Genomic DNA, 15,594 nt, shown 5'->3' on the forward strand with positions numbered 1-15,594 from the left:
ACCGCACCATGGCTGAACAGTCCATTCCGGAGACACGCACTCCCAAGGCACCGCCGACCGAGGCCGCTGCCGGGAACGCGTCCCCTCAAGACGGCATCTCGCGACGGAAACTGCTCGGCACCGCCGGCGCCACCGGGCTCGTGCTCGGCGCGGCCGGCGGCGCCGTGGGGTATGCCGCCGCCCCCGCCGGGGCCACCCCGCTCAGCTCACTCGGCTCCGACCGGGCGATGTTTCACGGGAAACATCAGCCCGGCATCACCGAAGGTCTCCAGGCCCGCGGCCATCTCGTCGCCTTCGACCTGGCGGCCGGCGCGGGCCGCAAGGAGGCGGCCGCACTGCTGCGCCGCTGGTCGGTGACGGCCGAGCGCCTGATGAGCGGCGAGGCGGCGGCGCACGACGACACGGACGTGGCCCGCGACGCCGGCCCGTCCTCGCTCGCCCTCACCTTCGGCTTCGGCCACAGCTTCTTCTCCCGCACCGGTCTGGAGAAGCAGCGCCCGCTCTCCCTCGACCCGCTGCCCGACTTCTCCTCCGACCACCTCGACAAGGCCCGCAGCAACGGCGATCTGTGGGTGCAGATCGGCGCCGACGACGCCCTGGTCGCCTTCCACGCCCTGCGCGCGATCCAGAAGGACGCGGGCAGTGCGGCCCGCATCCGCTGGCAGATGAACGGCTTCAACCGCACCCCGGGCGCCACCGCGCACCCCATGACGGCCCGCAACCTCATGGGCCAGCTGGACGGCACGCGCAACCCGAAGCCGACCGAGTCCGACTTCGACAAGCGGATCTTCGTTCCGTCCTCGGGAGCGAGCGACCCGGCCTGGATGGCGAACGGCTCCTACGCCGTCGTCCGCCGCATCCGCATGCTCCTCGACGACTGGGAGAAGCTCTCGCTCACGGCCCAGGAGAACGTGATCGGACGCCGGAAGGCCGATGGGGCGCCCTTGTCGGGCGGCACCGAGACGACCCCGATGGACCTCGACAAGGCCGACTCCAAGGGTGAGTACGTCGTCCCGGTGAACGCCCACGCCCGCATCACGCGCCCCGACCGGAACGGCGGGGCGGCCATCCTGCGGCGCCCGTTCTCGTACCACGACGGCTTCGCCGCGGACGGGGCGCCCGACGCGGGCCTGCTCTTCGTCTGCTGGCAGGCCGACCCGCTGCAGGGCTTTGTCCCCCTCCAGCGCAAGCTCGATCGGGGCGACGCCCTGTCGAGGTACATCCGCCACGAGGCGAGCGGTCTGTTCGCCGTGCCGGGCGGGGCGGCGCAGGGCGAGTACGTGGGGCAGCGGCTGCTGGAGGGGTGAGGGCCGGGGCGGGAGCCCACGGGCGGGGACCTGGTGGGACGGGTGAGCCGCGCTTTCGTAAGGCCCATTAGGGTGAGGTCATGCCAGCGAGCTACGCGTATCTCGGTCCCGAGGGCACCTTCACCGAAGCCGCCCTGCGCACCCTTCCCGAGACGGCCACCCGGGAACTGGTCCCGTACGTGTCCGTCCAGTCCGCGCTCGACGCGGTCCGCGCCGGTGAGGCCGAGGCCGCGTTCGTGCCGATCGAGAACTCCGTCGAGGGCGGCATCACCACCACCCTGGACGAGCTGGTCGCCGGCGCCCCGCTGATGATCTACCGCGAGGTGCTGCTGTCGATCACCTTCGCGCTGCTGGTCAGGCCGGGCACCAAGCTCTCCGACGTCAAGACGGTCTCCGCGCACCCGGCCGCCCAGCCGCAGGTGCGCAACTGGCTCAGGAGCAACCTCCCGGACGCCCACTGGGAGTCGGCCGCCTCGAACGCGGACGCCGCCCGGCTGGTCCAGGAAGGCCAGTACGACGCGGCCTTCGCCGGGGAGTTCGCCGCCGCCCTGTACGGCCTGGAGGCGCTGGAGACCGGGATCCACGACGCCGAGAACGCGCAGACACGATTCGTACTGGTCGGCCGGCCCGCCCGGCCCGCGGCACCGACCGGCGCGGACAAGACGTCCGTCGTGCTGTGGCAGCGCGACGACCACCCCGGCGGCCTGCGCGACCTCCTCGACGAGTTCGCCACCCGCGGCATCAACCTGATGCTGCTGCAGTCGCGGCCCACCGGCGCCGGCATCGGCAACTACTGCTTCTGCATCGACGCGGAGGGCCATATCTCCGACCGCCGGGTGGCCGAGACCCTGATGGGGCTCAAGCGGATCTGCCTGGAAGTGCGGTTCCTGGGTTCGTACCCGCGTGCGGACATCGGCGTCGAGGACGTACGCGCACTGTGGCGGGGAACGTCCGATGAGGAGTTCGTCGCGGCCTCGGACTGGGTGGCACGTTGCCAGGACGGCCGTTTCTAGCTCAACCGTCCAGTCTGCCCAGGGGCACGACCGGCCAGTCCTACCTGCAGATTTTCGTTGTCCACAGAAGTTATCCACAGGCTGGCTTCTCGACCTGGGGACAAGTCGACACTCATGGATCACTCGGTCGACAAATCGGCCTGTGGGTGCCTCCCGCGTCCACCGGCCCGCATGTCACCGTTCGTCCACCCGTTTCCTTTAGGCAATCCTTTGGAGCGACCCCTTTCCCCTCGAAAGTGGTGGTAAAGCAGGGTCTACACCGGGAATCCAGGGCGTGACGGAGCGGTTTCGGAGTGATCAATTCCGAAATCCACAGACCGTCCGCACACCCTGTGGATAACTCTTGGGGGTTGTGGATCGCTGTGGACAACCGAGCGCCAAGTCCCGTTCCCTGCAAGGGAGCCGAGTCAACCAGACGCCGACCACCTGCCCTGTTCCAGGGAGTGAGACACCTTTTGTTGACACTGTGCGCAATTCGCTCATAACGGAACGTAAGACACAATTGCCAACCGTTGGGAATGGTGAGTCGTGGGCCGTATGCCCGCACCGGTAGCCTTGACCGCGTGATTGACCTTCGCCTGCTCCGTGAGGACCCCGACCGTGTGCGCGCGTCCCAGCGTGCCCGTGGAGAGGACGTCGCGCTCGTCGACGCTCTCCTGTCTGCCGACGAGCGGCGCAGGTCGTCCGGCGTCCGCTTCGACGAGCTGCGTTCCGAGCAGAAGACGCTCGGCAAGCTCATCCCCAAGGCCTCCGGCGACGAGAAGGCGGAGCTGCTGAAGCAGACGGGCCGGCTCGCCGCCGACGTCAAGGCCGCCGACGCGGAGCAGCACGAGGCGGACGAGGAGACCAAGCGGCTTCTGCTCCAACTCGGCAACCTCATCCACCCGGACGTCCCGGTCGGCGGCGAGGAGGACTTCGTCGTCCTGGAGACGCACGGCACCATCCGTGACTTCGCCGCCGAGGGCTTCGAGCCCAAGGACCACCTGGAGCTCGGCGAGGCGCTGGGCGCCATCGACGTCGAGCGCGGCGCCAAGGTGTCGGGCTCCCGCTTCTACTACCTGACGGGCGTCGGCGCCCTCCTGGAGCTGGCGCTCGTCAACGCCGCGATCGCGCAGGCCACCGATGCGGGCTTCGTCCCGATGCTCACCCCCGCGCTGGTCCGCCCGCGCGCGATGGAGGGCACCGGTTTCCTCGGCCAGGCCGCGGAGAACGTCTACCACCTGGAGAAGGACGACTACTACCTGGTCGGCACCTCCGAGGTCCCGCTCGCCGCGTACCACATGGACGAGATCCTCGACGCGGAGAAGCTGCCGCTGCGCTACGCCGGCTTCTCGCCGTGCTTCCGCCGCGAGGCCGGGACGTACGGCAAGGACACCCGGGGCATCTTCCGCGTGCACCAGTTCGACAAGGTCGAGATGTTCTCGTACGTCGCCCCCGAGGACGCGGAGAACGAGCACCGGCGGCTCCTGGAGTGGGAGAAGCAGTGGCTCACCGGCCTGGAACTGCCCTTCCAGGTCATCGACGTCGCCTCCGGCGACCTGGGCGCCTCGGCGTCCCGCAAGTACGACTGCGAGGCGTGGATCCCCACGCAGGGCAAGTACCGCGAGCTGACCTCGGCCTCCAACTGCGACGGCTTCCAGGCACGCCGGCTGTCCGTCCGCATGCGCGACGGCAAGAAGGTGCAGCCCCTGGCGACGCTCAACGGCACGCTGTGCGCCGTACCGCGCACGATCGTGGCGATCCTGGAGAACCACCAGCAGGCCGACGGCTCGGTGTACGTGCCGAAGGTGCTGCGCCCGTTCCTGGGCGGCCGGGAGGTCCTGGAGCCGATCGACAGGTGAGCGACGCGTCTCCCGTCAAGGGCTTCCCGTACCGGCTGATCGCGACCGACCTCGACGGCACGCTCCTGCGCTCCGACGAGTCGGTCTCACAGCGCACCCGTGACACGCTCGCGGCGGCCACCGCGGCGGGCGCCGCGCACATCGTCGTCACCGGCCGCGCGGTCCCCTGGACCCGGCACATCCTCGACGACCTCGGCTACGAGGGCCTCGCGGTCTGCGGCCAGGGCGCCCAGGTGTACGACGCCGGCTCGCACCGCCTGCTGACGTCGGTCACCCTTGACCGGCAGCTGGCGGGCGTGGCCCTGGCCAAGATCGAGGCGGAGGTCGGCCCGCTGTACCTGGCGGCCAGCCGTGACGGTCTGGACGGCGATGTGCTGGTGGGGCCGGGTTACGCGGTCACCGGCAGCCTTGCGTCGACCCCCTTCACGGACGCGTCCGACCTGTGGACCGCCCCGCTGAACAAGATCTACATACAGCACCCGGAGCTGTCCGACGACGCCCTCGCCGAGGCGGCCCGCCAGGCGGCGGGCGGCTTCGTCACGGTGGCGATGGCGGGCGAGGGCATCGTCGAACTGCTGCCGCTGGGTCTGTCCAAGGCGACGGGCCTCTCGCTGGCGGCCCGCCGCCTGGGCATCAGGGCGGCGGACGCGATCGCCTTCGGCGACATGCCGAACGACATCCCGATGTTCGCCTGGGCGGCACGGGGCGTGGCGATGGCCAACGCCCACGAGGAACTGAAGGCAGTGGCGGACGAGGTGACGTCGTCGAACGAGGAGGACGGCATCGCCGTCGTACTGGACCGCCTGCTCGCATAGGCGCGGACAAAGAGTGTTCACCACGTGCTCGCACAGGCGCGGGACGACGGCGGACCAAGTGCTCGCCCAGGTGCAGGAAGAACATGGCCTGTCCGTCCGCTTGCACAGGCGCGGGGCGAACGTGGCCCGTCCGTCCGCTCGCACAGGTGCGGGCAGAAAACGGCCCGTCTGATCGCATACATGCGGGCAGACGTGCCGCTGGGGCGGCGCGGGTGGGCGCGGCGGCACCTCGTGGTGCCGGGCTGCGCAACCGACCCGTCCGCCCCAGCGGAGGATGCCCCCTGCGATGGGGGCGACGGGGAAGGCGGCCCACGCAAGCGCAGCGCGCGTCGCGTGCTCGAAGCGGCCGCCCCGGGCAACTCCCTGTGCGATACGGGGTCGACGGTGGGGTAACTACACCGGAACCCGCCGCGGGCTGCCCTGTCGGGAGCTGGACGAACTGTCGTGCATGGACACCGTCCCGCTCCTCTCCCTGAACGTGGCGCCGGATCGTCGTCCGGCGGCGGGGACACAACCACTGTGCCGGTACGACGAGTTGGGCGCCACCGAATTAGTGCGAGGTCAGCGGCGTCGCCACCGCCGGCGCCGCCCCTTGCTGAAGAACCAACCGGCGGGCGGCTCGTCCGAGCGCCAGGGCTGCGGCTCGGGCTCCTCCTCGCGCCAGCGCGCGGCCAGCATGCGGGCACGGGCGGACGGCTCGGACGTCTCGGCGCCCTGTACGAACTCCTCGTCCAGCACCAGGTCGTCCCAGTCGTCCGCCATCTCCGTCCCTCCCGGCCGTATCCAATTTCGCCCAGTGTGCCCGGACAGAGGTGAAACCTCCGTCAAGATCAGGACCTGTCACTCCTCCCCGGCGAGCGTCAGCGTGCGCAGCTTCTGTCCGGCGTACCAGGTGGCCAGGACCGTCACCGCGACCAGGAACACCGTCGCCGTCGTCAGTCCGACGTCGGAGGTGACCAGGTCCCCACCGGCCACCTTGTGGGCGACGGCCAGCGACCACTGCTGGACGCTCAGCGTGCGCGCACCGGGCACCAGGGACCCGAACAGGGCTTCCCAGACCAGCGCGTAGACGAGCCCGAAGACCACCGCGTGCCGGGACACCGTGCCCAGCAGCAGGAACAGCGCCGCGTACGCGATGGAGGAGACCAGCGCGGCCACCGTGTAGGCGACGGCGATCTGCTGGCCGTTGCCGTTGAGGATGAAGCCGGCGATGAGGGTCGGCAGCGCGGAGAACACCATGGTCACGGCGATCGCCACGATCAGCTTGGTGAAGATGATCGTCGGCCGCTTCAGCGGCTTGGACAGCAGGTACACCACCGAGCCGTCGTCGATCTCCGGACCGATCGCGCCGGTGCCGGCGATGACACCGATGATCGGCACCATCGTGGCGAGCGCGAGCCCGCCCAGCAGGTCCGAGGCCGTCTGGTCGTCGGCGCCGGCAAGAGCCCGTACGACGACGGAGATCGCGATCAGCAGCAGGGGCAGCGCGCCCAGGATGAGGGCCCGGCGACGGCCGAGCAGGGCACGATAGGTGAGTCGGGCGACTGTGGGGTCGTACATCTTCGGCCTCCTACGCCGCGACGAGATACGAGAAGACGGACTCGAGCGACTCGTCGGACGGCGAGACCGCGAGCAGCCGGATGCCGTGGTCGCGGGCGACCCTGGGCAACAGGGCCGTGAAGCGTCCGAAGTCGACGGCCTGGATGCGCAACGCGCCCTCCGCGAGGTCGACTTCGATGCCGGACGTCGACGGATCGGCGATCAGCGCTGCCGCGAGCGCGCGGTCGTCGCTGGAGCGCACCAGGTAGCGGTGCGGGCGGTCGGTCATCAGACGGCGGATCTTGCGGAAGTCGCCGCTGGCCGCGTGCCGTCCGGCCACGACGACCTCGATGTGCCAGGCGAGTTGCTCGACCTCTTCGAGGATGTGGGACGAGAACAGCACCGTGCGGCCCTCGTCGCCCATGCGCCGCAGCAGGTCCATGAGCTGCATGCGCTGGCGCGGGTCCATGCCGTTGAAGGGTTCGTCGAGCAGGAGCAGCGAGGGGTCGTGGACGAGGGCGGACGCCATCTTCACGCGCTGGCGCATGCCCTTGGAGTACGTGGAGATCTTCCGGTCCTGCGCGTACTCCATCTCGACCGTGGCGAGCGCCTTCTGGGCCGCCTTGGCGTTCAGACCGTGCAACTCGGCGTTGGCGACGACGAATTCGCGCCCGGTGAGGAAGTCGTACATCGCCTCGCGCTCGGGGACGATGCCGATGTGCCTGTAGACGGTCTCGTTGCGCCACACCTGCTGGCCGTCGAGGGTGACCGTGCCGGTGGAGGGGGCGAGGAAGCCGGCCATCATGTTGATGAGGGTGGACTTTCCTGCGCCGTTCGGACCGAGCAGGCCGGTGACGCCGGGGCCGATCGTCATGGTGACGTCGTTGACGGCGACCACGTTGCCGAACCAGCGGGAGACGTGGTCGATGTTGAGCGTGGTCACAGGCCCACCTTCCGGTAGCGGCGCATCAGGAGGCCGTAGCAGGCGGCGATGAGACCCAGGACGACCAGGACGTAGACCACGCCCTCGCCGTTCGTCGGGCCGATCTCGCCGGGGAACGCCGAGGCCGCGCCGAGGAAGGCGGTCTGGACACCGTCGACGAGGGTCACGGGCGAGAAGAGGCCGATCCAGGGAATGGCCCCCGTGCTGTTCTGCGCTTCGGCGATGGCCTGGAGTGTGGAGACGGCGCCGTAGGAGATGGTCATCACGGCGATCACGGCGGCGATGCCGAAGCCGCGCCTCGGGGTCACCGAGGCGATGACCAGGCCGATGCCGGCGAAGAGCAGCGAGAGCAGTGCCACGGAGACGAGTCCCTGAGCGAACCCCTTGGTCTGGTCGGCGAAGTCGAGCTTCGCCAGCAGCGCGCCGACATAGAGCACGAGCAGCGGGGCCGCGGTCAGGACGAACAGCGCCGAGGCCAGCGCCGCGTACTTGGCGCGCACGTAGTCGGCGGTCTCGATCGGCCGCGAGAAGTACAGCGGCACGGTCTTGAAGCGCAGGTCGCGGGAGACGGACTGGGGCGCCTGCGAGGCGACGTACAGGCTGATGACGGCCTGCATGATGATCGCGTAGCGCGTGTAGTCGACGGGCAGGTCCTTGGCCTTCGTGGCGACCGCGACGGCGACCATGATGGCCGCGGGCACGCACATCACCACGAACAGCAGCATCGGCAGCACCTTGGACTTGACCGAGCGGCCCAGGCCGTAGGCGCCGCGCAGGGACTGCGAGTACAGCGAGCGGGTGGCGTAGGAACGGCCGAGGCGGGGGCCGTCGTAGTTGCGGTAGCCGATGTTGTGGATGCGGGTCTGGTCACCCGACGCCGCGGCCGGTGTCCGCATGGGCTGCTCAACTGCCATGGACGGCCGCCTCCTTCGTCACGTCCTGCTCCTCGGTGTCCGCGTGGAAGACCTCGGAGATGTGGTGCCTGCGCTGCTCCATGCGCACCAGGCCGAGGCCGAGATCGGCGACGACGTCGCGCACGAGGTCGTACGTCTGCTCGCCCTGCGCGGTCAGCAGCAGGATGTGCCCGGCCCCCGGCAGGCCGTTGCTGCCGTCGAGGACCTCCACCCCGCGCGCCTGCAGCACCTCGCGCACCGCGCGTGTGCCGTCCGGGTGCTCGTCGGTGTCGGTGACCTCGATCGCCAGAGTGGTCGTGGTCTGTGTGAAGTCCGTGGTGGAGCTGGAGCGCAGGAGCTTGCCGCCGTCGATGACGACGACGTGGTCGCAGGTCCGCTCCAGCTCGCCCAGCAGGTGCGAGGTGACCAGGACCGAGATGCCGAAGTCGGTGTGGATACGGCGGATCAGGCCGAGCATGTCGTCGCGGCCGACCGGGTCGAGGCCGTTGGTCGGCTCGTCCAGGAAGACCAGCTGCGGGTCGTGGACGAGGGCCTGCGCGAGCTTCACGCGCTGCTTCATACCGGTCGAGTAGCCGCCGATGGGGCGGTAGCGCTCCTCGTACAGACCGACATGGCGCAGCGTGTCCGCGGTGCGCTCGCGCGCGGCCGTGGGCGGCAGGCCGGACATACGCGCCATATGGACGACGAACTCGGTCGCCGACACGTCCGGCGGCAGACAGTCGTGCTCCGGCATGTAGCCGACCCGCTCACGGATGTCGGCGCCCTTGGTCGCGACGTCGAGCCCGAGCACTTCGGCGCGGCCCTCGGAGGCGGGGTTCAGACCCAGAAGGATCTTGATCAGAGTGGACTTGCCGGCTCCGTTCGCTCCGACGAGCCCGGTCACACCGGGCCCGACGTCGACGGAGAGCCGGTCAAGCGCGGTCACCCGGGGGAACCGCATGCTCAGGCTTTCGGTCGCGATCACAGTCACGGCTAAGACGATAGTGACGCGTACCACGCCGGTCGTCAGACCGCAGAGCTGTCTTGACGTCCGACTCCAGGCGTACGGGTCCGTAGGGGATTCCCCTACCTGAGGGCTACGCAGAGTTATCCACAGCCCGGACCCGGCCTATTGACGCAGCCTCTAACAACTGTCACATTCGCCGGTGTCACGTTACGGGCACGTACCGCAGTCGGTGTGGACGAGGGTGGGGCGGTGGCGAGCGCCTTCTGGCTGGACGACGATCTGCGCACGTGCGGCGCTGGGCGGAGGACAAGTGACGCTCTTTTCCGAGGCGATGCTGAAGGGCGCGCGCGAGCGCCGCGTGCCGACCGGCGGCGTCGAGCTGTGCGTGGCCGAGCTGGGGGACACCGGGCAGCCCACGGTGGTCCTCGTGCACGGCTACCCGGACAGCAAGGAGGTCTGGTCGGAGGTGGCCGCCCGTCTGGCCGAGCGCTTCCACGTCGTGCTGTACGACGTGCGGGGCCACGGCCGGTCGACCCCGCCGCAGCCGCTGCGCGGCGGCTTCACCCTGGAGAAGCTGACGGACGACTTCCTGGCCGTGATCGACGCGGTCAGCCCGGGCGGGCCGGTGCACGTCGTGGGGCACGACTGGGGCTCGGTGCAGTCCTGGGAGTTCGTCACCGTCAAGCGCACCGAGGGGCGCATCGCCTCCTTCACCTCGATGTCCGGACCGTCCCTGGACCACTTCGGCCACTGGATCAACGGCCGCCTCAGGCGGCCCACCCCGCGCCGGATCGGCCAGCTCCTCGGCCAGGGCGCCAAGTCCTGGTACGTGTACCTGCTGCACACACCCGTGCTGCCCGAGCTGGCCTGGCGCGGCCCCCTCGGCAAGCGCTGGCCCGCCATCCTGGAGCGCTTCGAGAAGGTGCCCGGCGGCGGCTACCCGACCTCCTCCCTGCCCCAGGACGCGGCGCACGGCGCCTGGCTGTACCGCGACAACGTCCGGGCCAGGCTGCGCAGGCCCCGCCCGGACGCGTACGCACACGCGCCCGTGCAGCTCATCACGCCTCTCGCGGACGCCTTCCTGTCGGAGAAGCTCTACGACGAACTGGAGCAGTGGGTCCCGCAGTTGACCCGCCGCACCCTCCCGGCCAAGCACTGGATACCCCGCACCCGGCCCGACCAACTGGCCGCCTGGATCACCGAGTTCGTGACAACCACCGAGGGCGGAAAGAGCCAGGTGAAGGCGACCGGCAAGTACGCCGACCGGTTCGGCGGGCAGCTCGTCCTGGTCACCGGCGCCGGCAGCGGCATCGGCCGGGCCACGGCGTTCGCCTTCGCGGAGGCCGGCGCCCGCGTGGTGGCCGTCGACCGGGACGCCGAAGCCGCCGCCCGCACCGCCGAGCTGTCCCGACTGCTAGGCGCCCCCAAGGCCTGGGCCGAGACGACCGACGTCTCCGACGAACAGGCCATGGAGGAACTCGCCGAGAAAGTCGCCACCGAATACGGCGTGGTGGACGTCCTGGTGAACAACGCCGGGATCGGCCTGGGCGGCTCCTTCTTCGACACCACCCCTCAGGACTGGAAGAAGGTCCTCGACGTCAACCTGTGGGGCGTGATCCACGGCTGCCGGCTGTTCGGCGGGCAGATGGCCGAGCGCGGACAGGGCGGGCATATCGTCAACACCGCGTCCGCGGCGGCGTACCAGCCCTCCAGGGCACTGCCCGCCTACAGCACCTCCAAGGCGGCCGTCCTGATGCTCAGCGAGTGCCTGCGCGCGGAACTGGCGGGCCAGGGCATCGGCGTCAGCGCGATCTGCCCCGGCTTCGTCAACACCAACATCACCTCCACCGCGCGCTTCGCCGGCGTGGACGCCGCCGAGGAGAAGCGGCGGCAGAAGAAGTCGGCGCGCCTGTACGGCCTCAGGAACTACCCGCCGGAGAAGGTCGCCGACGCGATCCTGAAAGCGGTCGTCCGCAACGAGGCCGTCGTGCCGGTCACTCCCGAAGCCCGGGGTGCCCACCTGATGTCGCGGTTCGCCCCGCGCGTGCTGCGGGCGATCGCCCGTCTGGAACCACCACTGTGAGCGCACGGTCCGCCCGGCACGCGCACGTGCTCGACCACCGTGGGCAAGGGCCTGTTGCCCGCCGAGCCGGGCAGCGGAGTATGCGGAGTGTCTGGAGCATCTGGAGAAAGTGCCCGCGGCCGGGCGGCGGTCGCCCAGCAGCACCGTGACAGTCATCTGAACCGGCCGTGGCCAGTCGTTTGGGCAGAGCGGGACGGCTGGCACGGCCTGCAGCGCCGGGGCGCGTCGCACGGACGGCGGACGGCGGACGGCACGACGGCGGACGGCGGACGGAGGCACCAAGCATGGAGACGACGTACCGGATCGATGACCTGGCGCACGTCAGCGGCGCCACGGTCCGCACCATCCGCGCCTACCAGGACCGCGGCCTCCTCCCCCGCCCCGAGCGCCGCGGCCGCGCCAACCTCTACTCGGACGCGCATCTCGCCCGGCTGCGCCAGATCGCCGGCCTCCTGGACCGCGGCTACACCCTGGCCTCCATCAAGGAACTCCTGGAGGCCTGGGACGCGGGCCGCGGTCTGGGCGGGGTGCTCGGGCTGGTCGCCGAGGTCGACGGCCGGTGGACCGACGAGCAGGCGGTACTGGTCTCCCGCGCCGAGCTGGTCGAGCGGTTCGGCGGCTCCCCCGACGAGGCGGCGGTCGCCGACGCCGTCGAGCTGGGCGTGCTCGAACCCGTCCCCGGCGACGAGGGCTCCTTCCTCGTGCCGAGCCCCCAAGAGCTCGCCGTTGCCGTCGAGTTGTCAGCGGCGGGCGTCCCCCTGTCCGCGGTCGCGGGCCATCTACGGGAGTTGAGAGGACAGGTCGAGCACATCGCGGCCCGTTTCCTGGAGTTCACCACCGAGCACGTCTTCGCCCGGTACCTCGACGGACCACACCGTCCGACCGACGCGGACGCGGCCGAAGCGGCCTCACTGGTACGACGACTGCGGCCGCTCGCGCAGCAGACGGTGGACGCGGAACTCGCCCGCGCGATGCGGATGTTGGCGGTGCGGCAGCTGCGTCAGCGACTCGGCACCCGCGAGAGCACGCCGAGCACTCCGATGTCACGCTCCGTGCCGTTGCCCGAGGAGACGATGCGGGCGGTGGAGAAGCTGGTTGGTCCGGAACGGGCGGCGGAGTTTGTGGGACTGGCAGCTGAACGGGAGGTGCGGGCAAGGGCGTTGGACGCGCTCACGTCAAGGGGAGGGCCCCCAGGCGATCTTGACGAACGGGACTGACGTGTCGGGGAGTTGTCCACAGAACCGCCAAATAGCCTGTGGATAACTACAGTTGGTTGTGGATCAAACCTCCGCGAAAAAATAATCTGCGTGACCCACGTCTCCCCGTCATGCTGAGCGGATGGACGAAAGACGCACCGTAAAGGTGTCGAAGTACCTCTCCAAGCACCTGCGCCACCAGCCCGAGCGGCTCGGGCTCACACTCGACGAGGCCGGCTGGGTCGAGATCGACGTGCTGATCACCGCGGCCGCCGCCCACGGCTTCCGCTTCACCCGCGAAGAGCTGGACCACGTGGTCGCCGCGAACGGCAAGAAGCGCTTCGCCGTCGAGGGCTCCCGGATCCGCGCCAGCCAGGGCCACAGCGTCGAGATCGACCTCGGACTGCTCCCGGCCACCCCTCCGCCGTACCTCTACCACGGCACCGTCGCCCGCACCCTGGACGCGATCCGCGCCGAGGGGCTGCGCCCCATGAACCGGCACGACGTGCATCTCTCACCCGACCGCGAGACGGCGACCCGTGTCGGAGCCCGCCGCGGCCGGCCCGTCGTGCTCTCGGTGGACGCGGCCGCCATGCACCGCGACGGACACGTCTTCCACGTCAGCGAGAACGGGGTGTGGCTCACCAAGGCCGTGCCGCCCCGGTACCTGCGCTTCCCGCAGCAGCACTGACACCCGGCAGCCTCGGCAGCGCTCACCACCCGGCTCGCACCAGCACGTGGCCGTACGACCGCGCACGGCGACCGTTTCGCCCGTAGTCAGTGGCGCGACCCGAATTCCGGCGGCGCTACCCCGGGACGGCCACGACCAGCGGGAGCAGCACCAGGAGCGCGTCGGCGCCGACCACGAAGGTGAGGGTGCGCCGACGCATGTGGCTTTCGTCGAGCCTGTCGAGGGCGGTCCTGGACAGGCGCAGCTTACTGATCAGGAAGATCCCGCATCCGGCGGTGCCGAGCAGCGCGGCCAGGAGACCGAGGGACCACGCCAGGCCCCAGCCGATGAGGACGAGGGCGACGGCGGTGGCGGCACTGGCCGCGAGGAGAGCGCGCAGGGAGCCGTAGCGGACGGCGGGCGGCGCGAGACCCGCGGCGCGGTCGGCGGCGACATCGGGCAGGGACCACCACAGGGTGCGGCCGATGAGCAGCAGCCACAGGCCGAGGAAGAGCGGCCACAGGAAGCCCGGGAAGTCGGGGCGGACGGCGTTGAAGGTGGACAGGCACGGCAGGAGGGAGAAGTGGGCGCCCAGGCTGACGGGGTTGGCCAGGCCGCGTTTCTTCAGGCGGACCGGTTCCAGGTTGTACAGGTACTCCAGCAGGATCCCGCCCGCCACTCCCACCGCGACCAGCGGGCGGCCGAGGTGGATCGCGACGCCGCAGGCCAGGAACAGGGCGACGGCCATCTCGGCGGAGGCGATCACGATCAGTCGGTCCCGGCCCAGTCGCAGAGCGGCCCGGGCGACATCCGACTTGCCGGAGCTGAGGGCGTCGACAGGGATGTCCATGGCGGCGTTGAGAACGTTCTGGGCGATCAGCGGAAGCAGGTTCGCGGCGACGGCCAGCAGCACCGGGGCGCCCAGCAGTTGCCCCGGCGCGGACGCCGCGTAACAGGCGCCCCACAGTGCGTGGCAGACGTAGGCGACGGGGAACGGGAACTCCAGACGGTGGACCCGGTACAGGTCCCGCGCGCGCCGGCCCCTGAGCGGGGTCGTCAGGGACACGGACGGACCGCCAGGGTGAGCGTGGCGGCCGGACCCATGGCGGGGCCGCGCCGCTGCGGGGTGCCCGCACGAGGGTCGGGTCGTCCCAGTTCGACCCGGCGCAGTACCGCGGCGACGACCATCCGCATTTCCAGCATCGCCAGGTCCGCGCCCAGGCAGCGCCGGGTGCCGCCGCCGAACGGCAGGTACTGCTGCGAGGACCATTTGCGGCCGAGGAACCGGTCGGGGGAGAAGCGTTCCGGCTGCGGGTAGACGTCGGGCTGTCGGTGAGCCAGGTGGATGCAGGGGGTGAGCTTGGTACCCCTGGCCAGCGGGCGGCCGCTGAGTTGCCGGTCGGTGGTGAGCACCCTGTGGCCGGCGATCGTGGCGGGCGGTGTGATACGCAGGGATTCCCGGCAGACCGCGTCGAGCAGCGGGAATGCGGCAGCCGAGGAGCCGTCGCCGGAGTCGGCGAGGAGTTCCGCCTTGACGTCGGCACGCACATGGTCGTCGGATGCGAGCCAGTACAGCGTCCAGGCGATCGCCGAGGCAGTCGTCTCATGCCCTGCGAAGATCAAGGACATCAGCTGGTCGACGAGTTCGTCCTCGGGCAGGCGGCCGAGCGGCTCCGTGCCCGAGGCGAGTTCGGCCGCCAGCACCGGGCAGCCGGAGCCCGGCGGGCGCGGCTGCCACGCCCGTAGTTCCGCGCGCAGCGCGTCCCGGTCACGCAGGAAGGCACGCCACGGCGACGGCAGGACGGGGGGCAGCCGCAGATAGCGGTAACGCAGGGTGCGGGCGGGGGTGCCGAGGACCTGCTCCACCAGGCCGCTGACGCGGTTGAGCACGTCGTTCTCCTCATCGCCGAGCAGGATCCGGCCGATGATCCGCAGGGTCACCCGGCGGGCCCACTCGGGCACCGCGAACGACTCCTTCCGGGCGAGTTCGTCCGCCGCCCGCTCCACGATGTCGAGGATCGCCGGGCGGTGGGCGTCCAGCCGTCTGCCGCGCAGGGCCGACCCGACCACCTGCCGGTAGGCGGCGTGCCGGGTCCCGTTGGCGAACAGCAGGGAGGCGCCGCCCACCAGTGGCCGCAGGGTGTCGCTCTCCTCCAGGCGCATGTCCCGTTCGGAGCGGAAGACCTCCGCGAGATCGTCGGCTCCCCACAGCAGCACATGGGGAGCAGCGCCCCCTTTGAGTTCCACGGACCGCTCCGGCCGGGCGTCGACCGCGTCGAGGAAGGACAGGCCCCGTAGGCCGAAGAGCAGTTTGTTGATGGTCATCG

The 15,594-nt window shown here is 70.5% G+C and carries 14 protein-coding genes; 7 read left to right on the forward strand and 7 right to left on the reverse strand.

All coding sequences use genetic code 11. The features are described from left to right. Positions 1-8: 8 nt before the first annotated feature. The 4 genes from efeB to ACYUED_RS21540 all read left to right on the forward strand — a co-directional run bounded on the left by efeB (position 9) and on the right by ACYUED_RS21540 (position 4,976). Entirely contained in the window at positions 9-1,307 is a 1,299-nt protein-coding gene (gene efeB / locus ACYUED_RS21525) for an iron uptake transporter deferrochelatase/peroxidase subunit (RefSeq protein ID WP_491293889.1), read from the forward strand. Positions 1,308-1,387: 80 nt separating this feature from the next. Further along, positions 1,388-2,320, forward strand: a complete 933-nt coding sequence (gene pheA / locus ACYUED_RS21530; RefSeq protein WP_491293890.1) for a prephenate dehydratase — start codon at positions 1,388-1,390, stop codon at positions 2,318-2,320. Positions 2,321-2,883: 563 nt separating this feature from the next. After that, positions 2,884-4,161 carry a serine--tRNA ligase gene (gene serS, locus ACYUED_RS21535; RefSeq protein WP_491293891.1) on the forward strand — a complete coding sequence of 426 codons (1,278 nt, stop codon included), beginning with the start codon at positions 2,884-2,886 and terminating at the stop codon, positions 4,159-4,161. Beyond that, positions 4,158-4,976 (forward strand): HAD family hydrolase, encoded by an 819-nt coding sequence (locus ACYUED_RS21540; protein ID WP_491293892.1) that lies wholly within the window; start codon positions 4,158-4,160, stop codon positions 4,974-4,976. Before serS ends, ACYUED_RS21540 begins: the two co-directional genes overlap by 4 nt. A gap of 561 nt (positions 4,977-5,537) precedes the next feature. Here the strand turns inward: ACYUED_RS21540 and ACYUED_RS21545 are convergent. The 5 genes from ACYUED_RS21545 to ACYUED_RS21565 all read right to left on the reverse strand — a co-directional run bounded on the left by ACYUED_RS21545 (position 5,538) and on the right by ACYUED_RS21565 (position 9,336). Continuing rightward, positions 5,538-5,738 (reverse strand): SGM_3592 family protein, encoded by a 201-nt coding sequence (locus ACYUED_RS21545; RefSeq protein WP_491293893.1) that lies wholly within the window; start codon positions 5,736-5,738, stop codon positions 5,538-5,540. A 78-nt stretch (positions 5,739-5,816) separates the two neighbouring features. Further along, the gene (locus tag ACYUED_RS21550) at positions 5,817-6,536 is read right to left on the reverse strand and encodes an ABC transporter permease subunit (protein ID WP_491293894.1); all 720 of its coding nucleotides are present in this window, start codon (positions 6,534-6,536) and stop codon (positions 5,817-5,819) included. Between the two features lie 10 nt (positions 6,537-6,546). Further along, positions 6,547-7,458 (reverse strand): ABC transporter ATP-binding protein, encoded by a 912-nt coding sequence (locus ACYUED_RS21555; protein WP_266682369.1) that lies wholly within the window; start codon positions 7,456-7,458, stop codon positions 6,547-6,549. Further along, positions 7,455-8,372, reverse strand: a complete 918-nt coding sequence (locus tag ACYUED_RS21560) for an ABC transporter permease (protein ID WP_491293895.1) — start codon at positions 8,370-8,372, stop codon at positions 7,455-7,457. Before ACYUED_RS21560 ends, ACYUED_RS21555 begins: the two co-directional genes overlap by 4 nt. Next, the gene (locus ACYUED_RS21565) at positions 8,362-9,336 is read right to left on the reverse strand and encodes an ABC transporter ATP-binding protein (RefSeq protein WP_491294360.1); all 975 of its coding nucleotides are present in this window, start codon (positions 9,334-9,336) and stop codon (positions 8,362-8,364) included. Before ACYUED_RS21565 ends, ACYUED_RS21560 begins: the two co-directional genes overlap by 11 nt. A 313-nt stretch (positions 9,337-9,649) precedes the next feature. On the opposite strand from ACYUED_RS21565, the gene ACYUED_RS21570 reads away from it, so the two are divergent. The 3 genes from ACYUED_RS21570 to ACYUED_RS21580 all read left to right on the forward strand — a co-directional run bounded on the left by ACYUED_RS21570 (position 9,650) and on the right by ACYUED_RS21580 (position 13,288). Further along, a complete protein-coding gene (locus tag ACYUED_RS21570; RefSeq protein WP_491294362.1) occupies positions 9,650-11,401 on the forward strand; it encodes an SDR family oxidoreductase in 1,752 nt (583 codons plus the stop codon). A 284-nt stretch (positions 11,402-11,685) separates the two neighbouring features. Then, entirely contained in the window at positions 11,686-12,618 is a 933-nt protein-coding gene (locus tag ACYUED_RS21575; protein WP_491293896.1) for a MerR family transcriptional regulator, read from the forward strand. 121 nt (positions 12,619-12,739) lie between these two features. Next, positions 12,740-13,288, forward strand: a complete 549-nt coding sequence (locus ACYUED_RS21580) for an RNA 2'-phosphotransferase (RefSeq protein WP_491293897.1) — start codon at positions 12,740-12,742, stop codon at positions 13,286-13,288. Positions 13,289-13,403: 115 nt separating this feature from the next. On the opposite strand, the gene ACYUED_RS21585 is transcribed toward ACYUED_RS21580, so the two are convergent. Then, positions 13,404-14,333: a UbiA family prenyltransferase gene (locus ACYUED_RS21585; RefSeq protein ID WP_491293898.1), complete on the reverse strand. Its 930-nt coding sequence runs from the start codon at positions 14,331-14,333 to the stop codon at positions 13,404-13,406. After that, positions 14,324-15,592 (reverse strand): cytochrome P450, encoded by a 1,269-nt coding sequence (locus ACYUED_RS21590; RefSeq protein WP_491293899.1) that lies wholly within the window; start codon positions 15,590-15,592, stop codon positions 14,324-14,326. Before ACYUED_RS21590 ends, ACYUED_RS21585 begins: the two co-directional genes overlap by 10 nt. Positions 15,593-15,594 lie beyond the last annotated feature (2 nt).

The sequence above is a fragment of the Streptomyces sp. DF42 genome (assembly GCF_058267695.1).